14 protein-coding genes are annotated in these 15442 nt (G+C 50.5%); 4 read left to right on the top strand and 10 right to left on the bottom strand.

From position 1 onward, the window contains the following. Window positions 1-4 precede the first annotated feature (4 nt). From ACR9YC_RS12965 to ACR9YC_RS12985, 5 genes are all read right to left on the bottom strand, one after another. The gene (locus ACR9YC_RS12965) at window positions 5-1603 is read right to left on the bottom strand and encodes an ATP-binding protein (protein ID WP_438731846.1); all 1599 of its coding nucleotides are present in this window, start codon (window positions 1601-1603) and stop codon (window positions 5-7) included. Between the two features lie 233 nt (window positions 1604-1836). Next, window positions 1837-2640, bottom strand: coding sequence for a TIGR02186 family protein (locus ACR9YC_RS12970; protein ID WP_438728319.1), 804 nt, complete (start codon window positions 2638-2640; stop codon window positions 1837-1839). Beyond that, window positions 2637-3551 (bottom strand): sulfite exporter TauE/SafE family protein, encoded by a 915-nt coding sequence (locus ACR9YC_RS12975; RefSeq protein WP_438728321.1) that lies wholly within the window; start codon window positions 3549-3551, stop codon window positions 2637-2639. Before ACR9YC_RS12975 ends, ACR9YC_RS12970 begins: the two co-directional genes overlap by 4 nt. A gap of 105 nt (window positions 3552-3656) precedes the next feature. Continuing rightward, on the bottom strand, window positions 3657-4877 hold the full coding sequence (locus ACR9YC_RS12980) for a hypothetical protein (RefSeq protein WP_438728323.1): 1221 nt from the start codon (window positions 4875-4877) through the stop codon (window positions 3657-3659). Further along, complete coding sequence (locus ACR9YC_RS12985) at window positions 4868-6331, bottom strand: glycosyl transferase family protein (RefSeq protein ID WP_438728325.1); 1464 nt, start codon at window positions 6329-6331, stop codon at window positions 4868-4870. The genes ACR9YC_RS12980 and ACR9YC_RS12985 overlap by 10 nt, the downstream gene beginning before the upstream one ends. 284 nt (window positions 6332-6615) lie before the next feature. Here ACR9YC_RS12985 and nhaA point away from each other — a divergent pair, with 284 nt between their 5' ends. The 3 genes from nhaA (at window position 6616) to ACR9YC_RS13000 (ending at window position 10396) form a co-directional block, all read left to right on the top strand. Then, window positions 6616-7869 (top strand): Na+/H+ antiporter NhaA, encoded by a 1254-nt coding sequence (nhaA, locus tag ACR9YC_RS12990; protein WP_438728327.1) that lies wholly within the window; start codon window positions 6616-6618, stop codon window positions 7867-7869. Between the two features lie 91 nt (window positions 7870-7960). Next, complete coding sequence (locus ACR9YC_RS12995) at window positions 7961-9364, top strand: hypothetical protein (protein ID WP_438728329.1); 1404 nt, start codon at window positions 7961-7963, stop codon at window positions 9362-9364. Window positions 9365-9370: 6 nt separating this feature from the next. Beyond that, window positions 9371-10396: a histone deacetylase family protein gene (locus ACR9YC_RS13000; RefSeq protein WP_438728331.1), complete on the top strand. Its 1026-nt coding sequence runs from the start codon at window positions 9371-9373 to the stop codon at window positions 10394-10396. A gap of 24 nt (window positions 10397-10420) precedes the next feature. Here the strand turns inward: ACR9YC_RS13000 and ACR9YC_RS13005 are convergent, their stop codons facing one another. Both ACR9YC_RS13005 and ACR9YC_RS13010 read right to left on the bottom strand, forming a co-directional pair. Next, a complete protein-coding gene (locus ACR9YC_RS13005) occupies window positions 10421-10933 on the bottom strand; it encodes a hypothetical protein (RefSeq protein ID WP_438728333.1) in 513 nt (170 codons plus the stop codon). A gap of 122 nt (window positions 10934-11055) precedes the next feature. Beyond that, entirely contained in the window at window positions 11056-11517 is a 462-nt protein-coding gene (locus tag ACR9YC_RS13010; protein WP_438728335.1) for a VOC family protein, read from the bottom strand. A 126-nt stretch (window positions 11518-11643) separates the two neighbouring features. Here ACR9YC_RS13010 and ACR9YC_RS13015 point away from each other — a divergent pair, with 126 nt between their 5' ends. Then, window positions 11644-12369, top strand: coding sequence for an SIMPL domain-containing protein (locus ACR9YC_RS13015; RefSeq protein WP_438728337.1), 726 nt, complete (start codon window positions 11644-11646; stop codon window positions 12367-12369). A 1-nt stretch (window position 12370) separates the two neighbouring features. Here the strand turns inward: ACR9YC_RS13015 and ACR9YC_RS13020 are convergent, their stop codons facing one another. The 3 genes from ACR9YC_RS13020 to ACR9YC_RS13030 all read right to left on the bottom strand — a co-directional run bounded on the left by ACR9YC_RS13020 (window position 12371) and on the right by ACR9YC_RS13030 (window position 15357). Further along, on the bottom strand, window positions 12371-13615 hold the full coding sequence (locus tag ACR9YC_RS13020) for a hypothetical protein (RefSeq protein ID WP_438728339.1): 1245 nt from the start codon (window positions 13613-13615) through the stop codon (window positions 12371-12373). Between the two features lie 86 nt (window positions 13616-13701). Then, window positions 13702-14487 (bottom strand): hypothetical protein, encoded by a 786-nt coding sequence (locus tag ACR9YC_RS13025; RefSeq protein WP_438728341.1) that lies wholly within the window; start codon window positions 14485-14487, stop codon window positions 13702-13704. Window positions 14488-14577: 90 nt separating this feature from the next. Continuing rightward, window positions 14578-15357, bottom strand: a complete 780-nt coding sequence (locus tag ACR9YC_RS13030; RefSeq protein ID WP_438728343.1) for an alpha/beta hydrolase — start codon at window positions 15355-15357, stop codon at window positions 14578-14580. Window positions 15358-15442 lie beyond the last annotated feature (85 nt).

Below are 15442 nucleotides of genomic sequence, written 5' to 3' on the forward strand. Positions count from 1 at the left end.
CCTCTTAACGGCCCTGATTTCTCCAACGGTCAACAACGCGTTCCAGAATCTGGTCTTCGCCGCCTGTTTCATTCCACAATTCGGTGAAGCTAGGGTCATCCGATGCTGGGCGACGCTTGGCCTCCAGATCATCAAAAGACACACGAATAGGGATGGATACACCCTCGCCGCAGACAATACATTCACGGTTCCGCAATGCCGGAATAGCATCCAGAAAACCCCTTGCACCCTCGGGCATAGCGGCGCGAACAAAGGCTTGGTCGCGATCGTTGTTCAAACGCATGGAGATGATTGTACCGCATTGCGACAAAACACCCTCAGCCAAATCCGATGGGCGCTGTGTAATCAGGCCCAAAGAAACGCCATATTTCCGGCCCTCTTTGGCGATCCGCGACAGAACATCGCGAACCACACTATGCTCATGTTCGCTTGACGGAATATAGCGGTGCGCCTCTTCACAAACCAGCAGGACGGGGCGTTGCGGTTCATTGCGGCTCCAAATGGCATAATCGAAAACCAGTCGTGAAAGCACAGCAACCACGGTCGATGTAATATCGGAAGGAATGCCGGAAACATCGATAATCGAAATCGGCTTGCCTTCACTGGGCAGACGGAAAATTTTCGAGATAAAGTCCGCCATAGTATCGCCAACCAGCATGCCGGAAAACATGAAGCCATAGCGCGGATCTGCCTTAATCTCTTCAATCTTGCCTTTTAATCGCATAAAGGGCGCATTGCTGTTTGACTTATCCAGCTTACCCATGGCATCCTGAATCTGCGCAAGAAGGTCGGACATAAGATACGGGATAGGCGAATCAACCGTCAATTTCTTAATGGACTGCGCCAACCTGTTTTTTGAGCGTGCAGCCAAAAGACACCGCGAAAGAATATCAGCATCGGTCGTCCGGTCCTGTCCTTCAGAGGTCAGGAAGACTTCACAATGTTCTTCAAAATTCATCATCCAATAAGGTAGAGCCAAATTGTTGACATCATAAAGCGCACCATTGGTTTTAAACGCGGCGGAATATTCACCATGCGGATCAACCATGACGATATGGCCTTCTGGTGCCAGATCGCAGATGCGGTGCAGGATCAGCGCAGCCGAGGTCGATTTACCTGTACCGGTCGATCCGAGAAGAGCAAAGTGCTTGCCCAGCATCGCATCAACATAAAGCGCGCCGCGAATATCATTGGTCGGATATACTTTACCGATTTGAATATTGGCACGGCCATCAGAGGCATAAATCTGCTTCAGATCAGCGCTTGTTGTTGCATAGACTGCCGAGCCTGGAACCGGATAGCGCGTCACACCGCGTCGGAAATTATAAATCTTGCCGGTTAGTTTTTCCTCTTCACCTTCACCCAGAAAATCAATCTGTGCCACGATCAGGCCTTTATGATTCATATCCATACGCTGCGTGCGCACACTGGCCAAAAGCCAACGATTGCCGAGCTTTACTTTGACCTGACTGCCCACCTGGCCCGCCATTGCCACACTAGGGTCGCTGTCTTGCGACAGTTCGTTAAGGCGCTGTGCATCTACCAAAATCTGACTACCAGCACCGGAAATTTCAATAATTTCTCCAATATTCATCGGCGCCATTTTTTTAAGCGGATCGGCCGAAATAGCGGCGGCAACGCCTTCATCGCTCATCGGTTGCGGTGTTGACATGGTATTGAAACTCTTGTGGCTGATATCGTTCATATTAAGGCCCTGTTGTCTAATGAACGGAAAGCCTAGCCAAATATGGTAAACAAATAGCTTATCAGATAATCAAAAACGGTCAGGCCGGATATTAAAGAGAAAAGCTGGCGCCCAGCAATAAAGCAAACACCTTAATTGCGTTGGAAGAGCAACCCTGCACCCAGCCCAAATACAATAGAAATAAACACCGCAATCAGCCCATAGACGAAGCTCGCTTTGTCGGCAGCAACAGCAACCAACCTTTCAAAGCCTTGCTTTTCTATTTCTATCTCACGCGATTCTGCGGCCAGGACGCGGCCATCCTGCACAAGAAAAGTCTCTGCAATATATTGCCCTTCGCTAACATTGGGCGGAATTTGCAAGCGTGCTGTATATAATAGGCCCTTTTCAATCGAGACACCGTTTTCACGCTGGAAATATAAGGCGTTTCGACGCTTCAGATCGACCAGACCATCGGTAAATCGCTCTTGCTCATCCAAGTCAATCGCGCTGGCTGGCGATAATTGGAGATTTGCCAATCCAAATTCATAAATCAAGGCCGTGCGCTCATCGACAATATCTTCAAGCGGGCGTGATGCAGCAATGGCGTAAAAGGCAGGGGCCGAACGAAATTCGGTACTGTCAGCATTAAGCCATATTCCGGCAATTTGGCGTTTTTCGCGTACGACAATAGACTGTGGCGGACCGCGCAAGATAACGACAATATCAATATCGTCGCCCCTGCTGCGGCCATCAGGATAGGCAATCGCGCCGAATAGCAAAAGCTCCTCACCTGAAAAGCCATATTGCAGCTTAACTGTACGCTGCGAGACATCTGGTACCAGAACCGGTTCGCTTTGGGCTTTGGCAGGAGAAAATATGGGGCCAGCAAAGGAAGCCGCCGCCAAACACAGCAGGAATAATCCGCGCCACCAAGATATGCGCTTACCCGTCATAGCTGCGTCACCGAATAAATTTCATCAGGCTGCCAACCAAGACCCAGAGCCAGCAAAAATGCTACTGTCAAAACCATGGCAGCCAGAACCAACCGCAAATAATCAGGTGGCAGACGCTGGCCGAGACGCGCACCAAGCTGCGCGCCGATCACACTGCCAAATAGCAATAAGACCGCCAGCACAATATCAACAGCTTTGGTGGTCATGGAATGCACCAAAGTCGCGGCTATGGTCACGAACAATATCTGGAATAGAGACGTGCCCACCACAACCTGCGCGCCCATTCCCAAAAGATAGAGCATGGCAGGAACCATGACAAAACCGCCCCCAACGCCCAAAAGCATAGTCAACATACCCGTCAACACACCCAATATGAGGGGCGCTAGCGGGGAAATATACAGCCCTGACCGATAAAAGCGCCAGCGCAGCGGCAATGCAGCAACCAATGGATGATGCCGCCTTTTGCGAATAACCAGCCTTTTGCCAGTGCGCCGTGCGTTGATGCTTTGCAGACTTTCCCGCGCCATGAGCCCACCAATACTGGCCAGCATCAAGACGTAGATCATATTGATCACAACATCGATCTGACCGAGACTTTCCAGCAAGCGGAACATGCCTGCCCCAACTAATGTACCCAGCAGCCCGCCAATGGCGAGCACCCCGCCCATATGATAATCCACCGACCGCCGACGGCTATGTGCGATGACACCGGAGACGCTGGCCCCTGTAACCTGTGTTGATGCAGATGCCGCAGCAACTGTGGGCGGAATACCGTAAAATATCAGCAATGGTGTTGTTAGAAAGCCGCCGCCCACGCCAAACAGGCCAGACAGCACACCGACGCCTAGCCCCAGCATGATGATCACCAGTGCATTGACCGGCAAATTGGCAATGGGAAGGTACACGTCCATGTCTATGGGTTAATCCTTTTAACCCGCTATCGGAAGGGTTAATCCGGTTTAACAAAAGAAATTATACCATTAGCCGCGATCTGGCAGGTTGTACCAAGCAAATGATCAGAAACGCGTCGAAACTGTCAGCGCTGCGCCCGAGCCAGGGGCCGCATTTCCAGCAACACGCTGGCGCCAATCCAGCGCGATTTGGGTTTGCTGTCCTGCTATAGGAAGGCGTGTTGACACTCTGGGTCCGATGTCCAAGCGATGAACACGCGCGATTCTGTTCTCTGCGTCAGAAGATAATGGCCCTTGTCCGCCAGACCAAAGCCCTGCGCCAACCGCAATTTCACGCTGTCCGTTCTGCACCACCGGTTTTTCTGCGACCAGTTGCACATCGAAAAAATAGGCGCTGTCCTTGAGGCCAACAATACCGGCTTGGCCATATGCCGTGGCGCGCACATTGCCCGCCAGTTTCTGGGGTGGAATATCGCTGACGATATAGGCAGCAGGTTGATTGCTACCAGCACCATTTACCGTCACTCTTTGTTCCGCGATCAGTTGGAGCGGAATTTTGCGTGACGGCCTTATCGCTGCACCCAATGCCAATTCGGTCTGGTTAGGGCCAGATAAAGAAGCCGTGCTGCGCAAGAATAGTAATGGCGCTCCGCTGCTTGCCCAAGGATAGTAACGGGCAATTGCTCCAGCCTGACTGCCACCATATTGCGCTCTACCACCTATTGTTTGCTGTCCAAACGCTGCATTATCAGCACGCCAAAACACCCAGCTATCCAGCGCCCAGATATCACGTTTAGCTATATTGCCGCGTCCCGGCTTTGCACGTCTTACACCAGCGCCAGGCCTAAAATCCTGCGCCAACATGCTATCTGCTACCAATGCGCGCACTGTTCTATCTGACGAAAAACCTCCAGTACTACGGCCCCATAGCAGCAATTGATGGCCTGCCAATATATCAGGAGACAAGGCAGCACCTGCAAATAACCGCTGACGCTGAGACACTTTTTGTACATTATCAAACACGGCATGGCTCACCGTCTTTATCGGTGAGGGTGTAGCTTGGTACTGCGCCACCAAATTGGCGTTATCATCTGTACGGGCAGGTGATGAGACAGTGAGATCAATCTCTTCCCATAGTTGCTGCGCCGGGGTTTTGGGGGCATCACCGTCCAATACACCATTGGCGATGGCGCGCCCTCCTATCCAGAGCAACAACAGAACCAACAGGAAACGCAAGGCACGGCCCGTTGCAGGCTCATCCGTCAGAGCATAAGGACAGTTTGGCTGAGAAGAGGAGTAGGAGGAGAAGTCTGACATTAGCGCCATAAACTCCACCGCAAATTTTGTATTGCAAAGCCTTCATCATCTTCAGGCGTTGGCAGCATATGCCGCGTTTTGTCCCAAAATACTGGGCGACCAGCCAGCAAGCGGCAATAGGAAAATACAGCCCTGCGCGCTGCCATTATGCTGATAATATTGGATATCATCATACGCGGCACAGCCAAAAATGCCTGAAAAATACCGTAATGGCGATAAGTGAAGTAACAGCGCATAGCTAGCCGCCAGAGAAGGAATACGGCATTTATTATCAAAAGTGTGATCAGGGAAGAAGAATAAGGACCAACATCATACCACCCCGCATTTTGTGCAAGGCTCAATACAATGCCGCCCGCCAATGCCATATATGCAGCAAGCAGCACAACAGCGCCCAGCATCGACCGGCGATCGCGGATCCTCATCCAATACTCGGCCCAATGGCTATAGTTTTTGCGCGATTGAGAGACTTGCCCCTGCCAGCCAAGACGATCCCACCCGCTCAGCGCGATGCCCGCCGTCCAACGACTTTTTTGGCGGACCGCAGCGCTAAGATCATGCGGGAAATATGCCCGTGTTGCGATAAGCTCTCCATCCGCGGCATATTGGGTCGCAAAATATCCTTTGGCACCGGCATTATGAAGGCGGATACCCAGTTCATAATCTTCGGTAAGGCTCTGTTCTGAAAACGGACCTGATAATCCACTGTCCTGACGCTGCACCAGATTTTCCAGGCATTGCCTGTCAATCGCGCAACCCACTCCAGCCAATGGCAAGGATGCGCCCAACATCTGCCTGACAGGCATAAATTTGCCGTGCGCTTCGGCGAATTCATCACAATAATGGCCCGAAATAAATGCCGACCCCGGATAAGGCATGGGCAATACCGGCAATTGAACGGTCTGATGGGAGCGCAAATGGTCCGCAAAAACCTGCAGCGCATCAGGATGCACCATATCCTCTGCATCGTGTAAAATAATGGCGTCAAAACCGGCATCGTAGAGCATTTCATCATCGCACATCGCTTGCCATAGTCGGTTCAAGCATTGGGCCTTTGTCGTTGGCCCGTCGAGCGGGTTCATCACAATACGCACTCTTGGATCAGTACCTGCCTGCATGGCTGCCCTAACCGTCTCTGCATCATTGGGATAACAGCCCACATAGATGCGCAGCATAGAACAGTCCCATATATTGGTAATATTCTGCAAAGTGTTCAAAATGACTGCAGATTCCTGCCAGACGGGAATCATGACGGCAAAGCGGCTATGTTTAGTCTGTTTATAATATTCAGTTCTAATCTCTTTAGAGGATAGCCTGTATTGTAGCTTTCTGGATTTACCCGACAGAAAGCGTAGCCATAAAAAATCTACAAAAACATCATCAATAGCACCAAGGCAAAGCCAAAATGCAGCGAAAAAACTGAATTCGCGGACCCAAAAATCTATAAATGAAAATATATCACCCATTTAAAGGCCTCGATCATTTGCTATTACTTTAGCATATTGCAAATTTACGCGTTACGCAAAAGCAAAGCGGGATTTTTTTGGTATACGCAAATCTACTCACACGTCCCGGTGCTGAGAGCCTATATATTCCTCGCCATTGGCGGCTTGCAAAGGAAGTGCGCCATGCTACTGGACAAATGGGAAGTTAATAATAAAATCATTCAGGCGCGGCTGGCTGTATATTAGGGCTGGCCATTTGTCTTTCAGAGCCCATATGCAGAGTTTAACCGGCCAAAGGAGAAATTATGTCCGCCCCCGATCACATGAAAATTGAACGTCGCGGGACGAATTCGGCACTTCGCAACTTTCTTGAGAGCGAAGCGGCAGGCGGCATTTTGCTGATGGTGGCGGCGGCGCTGGCGATGGTTATTGCCAATTCGCCGCTTTATGATGTTTACCACCATTATCTGCACGATATTAAAGGCCCCGTTTTAACGGCAAAGCTAGGCCCCATGACCCCGCATCTATGGATTAATGACGGGCTGATGGCGATTTTCTTCTTTCTGGTTGGTTTGGAAATAAAACGCGAATTTATCGATGGCCGTTTGGCAACATGGGAAGACCGCCGCATGCCGGTTATTGCTGCGATTTGCGGTATGGTTTTCCCCGCCATTGTCTATCTGGGCATTACATCAGGCACGCCCGGCCCTAATCTGACCAACGGTTGGGCTATTCCTGCGGCGACTGATATTGCCTTTGCCATTGGTGTGCTGGCATTGCTGGGCAAGCGTGCGCCGGCATCGCTTAAATTGTTTCTGGTTACGGTCGCGATTGTCGATGATATGGGCGCAGTGGCGATCATTGCGCTGGTTTATACGGCGGGCCTGAAAACAACATTTCTTATGGGCGCTGCGGTCGTGCTGGCGATTATGTATGGCCTTAACAAATCCGGCGTCAAAAGCATTCCCGTCTATCTGATATTCTCTTTGATATTATGGTATCTGGTGTTGATGTCGGGTGTGCACGCCACAATTGCCGGTGTGCTGGCCGCGCTGACCATTCCCATCACCAAAACCCCCGGCGCACCGGATAGCGCGGAATCGCCTTTGCACATATTAGAGCATGCGATCACGCCATGGAGCGCCTATTTCATCATCCCCATTTTCGGCTTTGCCAATGCGGGTGTGCATATTGGTGAGATGAGCGCGAGCGAAATTTTCGCGCCTTTGCCGCTGGGCATTGCTGCGGGTCTGTTTATCGGCAAGCAAATCGGCATTTTCGGCAGCATATGGCTGTGCGTTAAGGCCGGTTTTGCAACCCGCATGACCGGCGCAACATGGTTGCAAATCTATGCTGTCAGCATTTTGTGCGGCATTGGTTTTACCATGAGCCTGTTTATTGGCGAGCTGGCCTTTCCCGGCAAAATGGTGGAGGCGCAATTGCTGCGCGATGAAGCAAAGATCGGTATTTTGATGGGCTCAATATTGTCAGCTTTAGTCGGTTACTTCATCCTGCGCTTCGCCCCTCAGAAACAACTGCATAAGGCAGAAGAAGAGTAGGGCACCGCAGGGATAGTCACAGAGGCAAAAGCGGCCTAAACAGAATATCCATAAAGGCGCAACATGCGCATTCTGCCAAGGGATAATGAATATGCAGATGATAGGCCTATCTACCCGCCAGTTTAACCGCCTGGCCTTGCGCTTTTCAGCTGTTTGTGGCGCGGCGATCATGTTGGCATCTTGCCAAACGACGCCGCTTGAACCCGCTGCGCAAAATGCTGTTCAGCCTGAACAGTCAGCCAATGACGCCGTTGGCCTGTCAGTGCAGCAACAGATGAACGCAATCGCCGAAGATTATGTGAAACTATCACTGGAAATCGGCACCAAGGAAGAGGGGTATATTGACGCCTATTATGGCCCCGCTGAATGGAAAACTGCAGCTCAGGCTAATCCGCGCGGCCTTATTGATCTGGCCAATGCGGTTATTGCGTTGGAGGAGCGGCTTGATCTTATCGACGAAAGCAAGCTCGACCGTTTAGAGAAAAAGCGCCGCGCCTATTTGCAGGGCCAGTTAACAGCGGCGCGCACACGTTTGCTAATGCTGCAAGGAGAAACGCTGACCTTTCGTGAGGAAGCACTGGGCCTGTTCGGCGTTGTGCCGGATATCAAACCATTAGCCGATCTGGAAGCGGCGTATAAGATTTTGGAAGAGCGGGTGCCCGGTGAGGGGTCATTAACCGGTCGCATCACCAAATTGTTCGCGCCCGCAACCATATTGCCCAAAGAAAAATTGCAACCGGTTTTTGATGCGGCCATTGCCGAATGCCGCCGCCGCACTTTGCAATATATTGACCTGCCGGATAATGAACGCTTCACCATGCGCTTTGTCAACGATAAGCCATGGAGCGGTTATAATTATTATCAGGGCGATTTTAACAGCAAGATTGAGATTAACACCGATCTGCCCATAGCCATTGGCCGCGCGGTCGATCTGGGCTGTCATGAAGGCTATCCCGGTCACCATGTATTTAACATGCTGCTCGAAAAAAATCTGTCTAAAGACCGTGGCTGGGTCGAATATCAGATTTACCCCTTATACAGCCCGCAAAGCGTTATTGCCGAGGGCAGTGCCAATTATGGCATCCAGCTCGCCTTTCCTAACGGTCAACAAGCCGCATATGAAGAAAGCGTATTGGCGCCCTTGGCGGGTATCAGCATTAAAGACGGGCCGGATATGGCGCCTGACATTGCAGAGGCGCTGAGCGGATTGTCTGGGCAGCGTTTTGCCATTGCCCGTGCTTATATTGATAAGGAAATTGACCGTGAAGAAGCGATCAGGCTGACCATGCGCTATGGTTTTAGAGATCGCAAATCGGCTGAACAATCTATTCGCTTTCTCGACACCTATCGCACCTATGTCATCAACTATGGTCTGGGCCTGGAAATGGTTGCCAAATTTGTTGAAGCCGGCAATCCGGATGACGCAACAAAATGGGCGCGGATGAAAACTATTTTGAGCGAACCGACACTGCCCGCCGATCTGGTGGTGCAATAACCCGCAATGGCAATGCCGATATTCTTTGACCCTGCACAGCGCGCGCATAATCCACCGACGGAATTACACAATGGCGGCTTTGTACCTTATGCCGAACATGTTGGGCGGGTTGATGCGTTAATATCCGCGTTGGAAGCTAAGGGCTTCACGCCGCAAATGCCGCATAATTATGGCATGGCCCCCATTCGCGCTGTGCATGATGATGACTATCTGGCATTTCTGCAAAGCGCTTATGACCGATGGAAAGCAGCCGGGCGCGATGGCGATGTAACCGGTTATGCATGGCCAGTAGTCGGGCGCAGACCGCTTAAGCTGAACCGTATTGATGGTGATATCGGCCAATATAGCTTTGATGCAGCAACGCCCATTGCGCAGGAAACATGGGGCAGCGCCTATGCCAATGCGCAGACTGCGCTGGCGGCTGTTGATGCGTTGGGACAAGACGATATCCGTGCCGCATTAGCGCTTTGCCGTCCCCCAGGTCATCATGCAGGTGCCAATTATCTGGGCGGCTATTGCTATCTCAACAATGTCGCCATCGCTACGCAACATGCTTTGAGCCAAGGCGCAGAAAAAGTCGTCATCTTGGATGTTGATTATCATCACGGCAATGGCACGCAGGATATCTTCTATGCCCGTGACGATGTAGATTTTATCTCACTACACGCAGACCCACGAACCGATTTTCCCTTTTTCTGGGGCCATGGTGACGAAATGGGTGAAGGTGCTGGCTTAGGCCATAATCACAACTTCCCGCTCCCACGCGGAACGGACTGGAGCGCTTATCAATCGGTATTGCGGTCTGCCGTCAATCTGGTTCAGGCTGCGCAGCCGGATATGTTGCTGATATCCTTTGGGGCGGACACGCTAAGCAGCGACCCGATCTCACAACTGGCATTGACCACAGATGATTTTGGCAAGATGGGGGCAATGATTGCTGCGCTAAAACTGCCAACAGCTATCATTATGGAAGGGGGCTATGCCGTTGATGATATTGGCACAGCCCTATCCAATTTTGTTGCTGCATTTTAATTCCGGTAAAACAATGGGCAGCGATTAATCTGCGTTTTCGCTGCCAACTTTGTCATATTGGACAAACTCACCAAATGCGCAGCTGCCTAACGGTATGTTAGCCAATGGGTCGCGCACCTCGAATATTTGTCCATTGCAGATGCGATCATCCGGCGTACTATTGATAATCGCATTGCCGCCAACGGCATTGCAACCGCTGCGCGTACGGTTGACCAGAATGTCGCCGCCACGCATTTCATAGATCAATATGTCATCGCCCACTGTTGCTGTGCGGCGCACTTGGCGTAAGCGAATACATTGGCGAGCATCACCAGCTTCACGATTTGCCAAATAGCGATTGAGGGTTTTGATTTCTTTTTTCTTCAGTCCATCAACAGAAATACCAGCAACATTCTGCGCGGCACCATCCTCTTCAATAGCAACGCCTTCATTTGAGGATGTTGCAAAAGCCCATAATGGCGTGGTGCCTGCAAGGACCAAAATGGCTGGAGCAATTACGGTGGCGAGTTTTGGTGATGAAACAGAAAATTTGGCCATAGAATAGTTCCTTATACCGATATTATAATTTATACTATTCTACCTTGCCACCTTATGAACGGCACTCCACCCACAATGCTGTATATTTTGCTTTTGACCCGGCGAATCTAACTGCAAAGCGATCACCATTCGCCGGCATTTTCCATACTGGCCCATGGTTCCTGCGGGTCCAGATTCCCATCCTGCAATAACTCAATAGAGATACCGTCTGGCGAGCGAACAAAGGCCATATGGCCATCACGCGGCGGCCGGTTTATGGTTACACCTGCGTCCATAAGACGTTGGCAGGTGTCATAAATATTCTCTACACGATAAGCGAGATGTCCGAAATTGCGACCGCCATCATATTTTTCTGCCGGCGCTCCATCTTCTGCTGGCCAATTATAGGTCAGCTCAACCTCTGCTATGCCCGCCTGCCCCGGCGCTGCCATGAATATCAGCGTGAATCGGCCAGCCTCTACATCAAAGCGCCGCACTTCTTCCAAGCCGATCAGTTTGAAAAAATTGACTGTCGCATCAGGGTCTGACACGCGGATCATGCTGTGCAGATATTTCGGATAGCTTGTATTTTCGCTGCTGCTCATTCTTTCAAACTCCATTCGTCGCTATTAAAGCACGGTTCATCGACTCCAGTATAATCACAATCCCGGGTCGCATTTTGAGATAATGCCATAATCAGGTGGGCATTTGAAATGCAAAGGGAAGACACAATGCCAGATAATGACAATGTAATGGTGCAGACGCCAACGACAAGAAGCCTTTTTTGGGGCAGTGCCTCTATAGTTGCACTGGGCTTAGTCGCAGGCGGCTATTTGCTGGGCGATGGCTTATTGCGCGCACGCGAAGCGGATCGTTCTGTGACTGTGCGCGGTCTGGCAGAGCGCGAAGTAACCGCCGATCTGGCAACATGGACCATTGCCTATTCCGCAAAATCACAAAATCTTAAATCGGCGCAAGATGATATTGACCGCGACACCGACGCCATTCGCGCCTTTTTCACAGAATTGGGCTTTGCCGCCGATGCCTTGAAGCCAACGGGCGTCAATGTCTCGCGAAGAGATTATGGGCAGCGAAGCTATACCATCAGCCAGCGTTTGCAATTGCGCACCAAAGATATTGAAAAAGCGCAGGCCGCTGTTGCCAAGCAATTTGATCTGGTCAGGCGCGGGGTCGTGCTGGAAGGTGGTTCAGGGATCAGCTTTACCTTCACCAAGCTCAACGATATCAAACCCGAAATGGTGGCCGAGGCAACCAAAGACGCACGCAAATCTGCCGAACAATTTGCACATGATAGCGGCACCGATGTCGGCAGTATAAAAAGCGCGACACAGGGCTATTTTTCCGTCAACGCACGCGACGGTGATGGCGGCTATGGCAGCGATACGCCCTATAAAAAGGTCCGCGTTGTCACCACGGTCAATTTCTATTTGGAGTGATTCAGATCAGTTCCAACTGCTGACAATATTGGGATAAGGTTAGGACAGTCTTTTCTAAATCTTCAATGAACAGTTTGCGACTCTTAAACCGCCTCACATTATGCACTTCGTATATGAAACGAATGTTTTTTGGAGCGTCTTTTTCTGCGCTTAAAGCAAGCTCTGGCTCATTGAGGAAGTCTTCTACCGATAAGGTTATTTCGTTACCGCGCCCCTTCCAGTTGAACGAAACTTTCATCTCGGAAAGGCTATTGTCTAAAAGCAACTTGTTCATCCAGGTTATAACAGCACGCGCCTTCTTACCTTTTGGCGCAGTAAATTCCATTGCGGCACTTATCTGGCAGGATTTTAGATCAGCGAGAGCATAAAGACAGGACTTGCTATCTGGAAAAAGAAAGTTGGCGTGCAATTTATAATTCTCTGCAAGCTCAGATCTATCAAACTTGACTCTTTCATCGGCATCAGCACGGACACCGGCCATGTGGCGTAATTCTACGTGATTTTTGCTTTGGAATATTATCTTTGCTGTAAGATCACGGCGCTCCTGTTGCCAACCATGAACAATCTCGGTGATGCCTCGCGTCTTTGTTGAAAAGCCAAGAGATGTAGAAGCAGATTCGACAAAGTCAGGCCATTCAACTGGCATCGCATCATACGTAAGAATACCGGATTTCTCATCCCAAAAGAAATTGAGGCTTTGGCGAATAATTTGACGAGCAATATCATTTAAATCAGGCGTTTGATCATAAAATATCTCTGTAAAAGTGCGTAATTCCGCCCAAGAAAAATGATATATTCTCCGCCCCTTACGCTGCCGAACTGATAGATGGTAAGGCAACTCATCAGCACGAACCGCAAACTCATTTGAGATTGATATCAAAGTATCAATATCAAGCGCCTTTGCCAATTCGGCATAGGAATGGATTTGCTCCGGCCTAATATCACTGGTTCCTGATTTTGCCTCAATGAATGCCGCCCATTCTGTATTACCACGTTTGCAGGTAAGTAGTCCATCTGGCCGCACTTCCGGCAAATGAGAACCATGAAAACGGGGTTCCATCATGCCATAATAAGAACATGTCAACCCAGACCCATAATCGCATCTTTGTAAAAAAGCTGATCTATATTCAGGTATTATCTCTAGTAAGCCCATAAAAACAGCCAATAGTTTGCGCTCTGGTTGCTTATAATTTTGAACGATATTAGGCTTGGTATTTCGCGACAGTAAATCATCAAGGCATTTCATAAATTTCTCCCTCTCATAGAAGAAACTACACAACCTATTATCGCAGTCTATAGTGAACTAATATTTTACTTGTAAAATACTTATTATCACTTTGTGGATGGACTGTTTTCACCCTCATCCAATTGTTTAAGATATTGCCGTGCGGACAGTCTGGCTGTGCTGGGGCGGTTTTGGGCTGATATGGTCTGCCAATAGCTGCGGGCCTTATCATAATCATTTGATAGAGCGGCGATGACCCCTGCTTCCAGCAGCGTATCGGGGTCTTGAGCAACAATCGCCAGTGCCACATTGATGTCGGCCAATGCCCGTTCCAAATTGCCGAGGCGCCGTTCAAGCGTTGCCGAGAGCAACCAGCCGAGCGGATCATCCGGCGCATATTTCTGCACCAGCACAAATTCTTCACGTGCAGCTTGCAATTGTTCCAGCGCGACCAGTGCACGGGCACGGTCCAGGTGCGCGAGACCCAGCGCTTGCCCTTCCAAAATGCCGGTTGCCAAGGCACTGTCGACATGGGCCAGGCTAGTTGAAGGCTGATTGCCCGCCAACGCTGCATTGGCTGCCTGTATCCACAGATTGGCACTGCGGTCATCATTGGCGCTGCGCGCTTCTTCGGCTGCCTGTGAAAAGGCTTCGCTGGACAAGAGCCAACGCTGTTGCCGTGAATAGGCAAAGGCCAGACAGTGGCGCGCAAAATAGCCACCGCCAACGGTCAGCCATTTATTGGCCGTATCGACACCGCCCAACGGATCATCAACTGCCGTATCAAGACACTGATTAAATTGCGCTTCGCGTGGATCAGCAGGGCCCAAAACGGGTTTTTGTGATGGCCCCTGAACCGGTGCATCATCCTTAGTGGAAGGCGCACTGCCCAAGGGTATGCGTATCTGCGAGGGGGCGCTGGATGTTATGAAAGCAGAGATTATAGCCCCGAGAAATAATATGCGTAACATGGATGGCCCGATCTAAAGACTATATTTCAGCATCGCCGCCAGCGTGGTGAGGATAATGGCAATATCTTTCGGCCGTGACAGGCGATGGTCGCCATCTTTGACAAACAGCGTCTGTACATCAGTTGAACGCAGCAATTTGGCAGTCTCAAGACTATATTGCCATGGCACATCCGCATCTTCCTGCCCATGCACAAACCGCGCAGGGCAGTCGATTGCGATAGGCCCGTGCAGCAAGCGGTTGGCTTCTCCCGACTGATAAAAACCGCGTGTCGTAATATAAGGCTCCGGGCCATAGTCGCTATGCTCGACCAATTTCCCTTCGCGCAAAATCTCCAATTTCTGCTCTTGCGAAAAGCCCCAAAGCGTAAAGTCCGGGGCAGCCGCGATGCCGAAAATGCCGGTAACTTTTTTGGTTCGCTGCATGGCAACCAACAGCATTAGCCAGCCGCCCATTGACGATCCAATCAACAATACCGGCCCTTTGACCAACTGATCGATGAGCAGCAAGACATCATCGCGCCAGCTGATCAGTGTCTGATCTTCAAACGCACCTTCGCTCTCCCCGCAACCAGCATAATCCAGTCGCAAACAGCCAAAACCCTGTGACTCGGCCCAGCGATCTATGGCTTGTGCCTTGCCGCCCTGCATGTCGGACATATAGCCAGGCAAAAACACAATGGTTGGTTTATCACTAGACGGCTTTTCACTGGCTGCTTTGCTCGCTGATCGCAAACGATATGCCAATTTCAGCCCATCGGGGCGCGTAAGATATTCTGCTGGTTTTTCTTCCATATCACTGCTGATATGCTGCGTCCGCCGGTTTGACAAGCAATGCCATGACCGCAAACTGTGAAAGAATTGCGGGCCATGCCGCGCT

The sequence above is a fragment of the Parasphingorhabdus sp. DH2-15 genome (genome assembly GCF_051668705.1).
GTDB lineage: Bacteria > Pseudomonadota > Alphaproteobacteria > Sphingomonadales > Sphingomonadaceae > Alterisphingorhabdus.

Excerpts from the sequence above, each read along its gene's own strand:
- ACR9YC_RS12965 (WP_438731846.1), bottom strand. The coding sequence starts at position 1,603 with ATGGCGCCGATGAATATTGGAGAAATTATTGAAATTTCCGGTGCTGGT.
- ACR9YC_RS12970 (WP_438728319.1), bottom strand. The coding sequence starts at position 2,640 with ATGACGGGTAAGCGCATATCTTGGTGGCGCGGATTATTCCTGCTGTGT.
- ACR9YC_RS12975 (WP_438728321.1), bottom strand. The coding sequence starts at position 3,551 with ATGGACGTGTACCTTCCCATTGCCAATTTGCCGGTCAATGCACTGGTG.
- ACR9YC_RS12980 (WP_438728323.1), bottom strand. The coding sequence starts at position 4,877 with ATGGCGCTAATGTCAGACTTCTCCTCCTACTCCTCTTCTCAGCCAAAC.
- ACR9YC_RS12985 (WP_438728325.1), bottom strand. The coding sequence starts at position 6,331 with ATGGGTGATATATTTTCATTTATAGATTTTTGGGTCCGCGAATTCAGT.
- nhaA (WP_438728327.1), top strand. The coding sequence starts at position 6,616 with ATGTCCGCCCCCGATCACATGAAAATTGAACGTCGCGGGACGAATTCG.
- ACR9YC_RS12995 (WP_438728329.1), top strand. The coding sequence starts at position 7,961 with ATGCAGATGATAGGCCTATCTACCCGCCAGTTTAACCGCCTGGCCTTG.
- ACR9YC_RS13000 (WP_438728331.1), top strand. The coding sequence starts at position 9,371 with ATGGCAATGCCGATATTCTTTGACCCTGCACAGCGCGCGCATAATCCA.
- ACR9YC_RS13005 (WP_438728333.1), bottom strand. The coding sequence starts at position 10,933 with ATGGCCAAATTTTCTGTTTCATCACCAAAACTCGCCACCGTAATTGCT.
- ACR9YC_RS13010 (WP_438728335.1), bottom strand. The coding sequence starts at position 11,517 with ATGAGCAGCAGCGAAAATACAAGCTATCCGAAATATCTGCACAGCATG.
- ACR9YC_RS13015 (WP_438728337.1), top strand. The coding sequence starts at position 11,644 with ATGCCAGATAATGACAATGTAATGGTGCAGACGCCAACGACAAGAAGC.
- ACR9YC_RS13020 (WP_438728339.1), bottom strand. The coding sequence starts at position 13,615 with ATGAAATGCCTTGATGATTTACTGTCGCGAAATACCAAGCCTAATATC.
- ACR9YC_RS13030 (WP_438728343.1), bottom strand. The coding sequence starts at position 15,357 with ATGGAAGAAAAACCAGCAGAATATCTTACGCGCCCCGATGGGCTGAAA.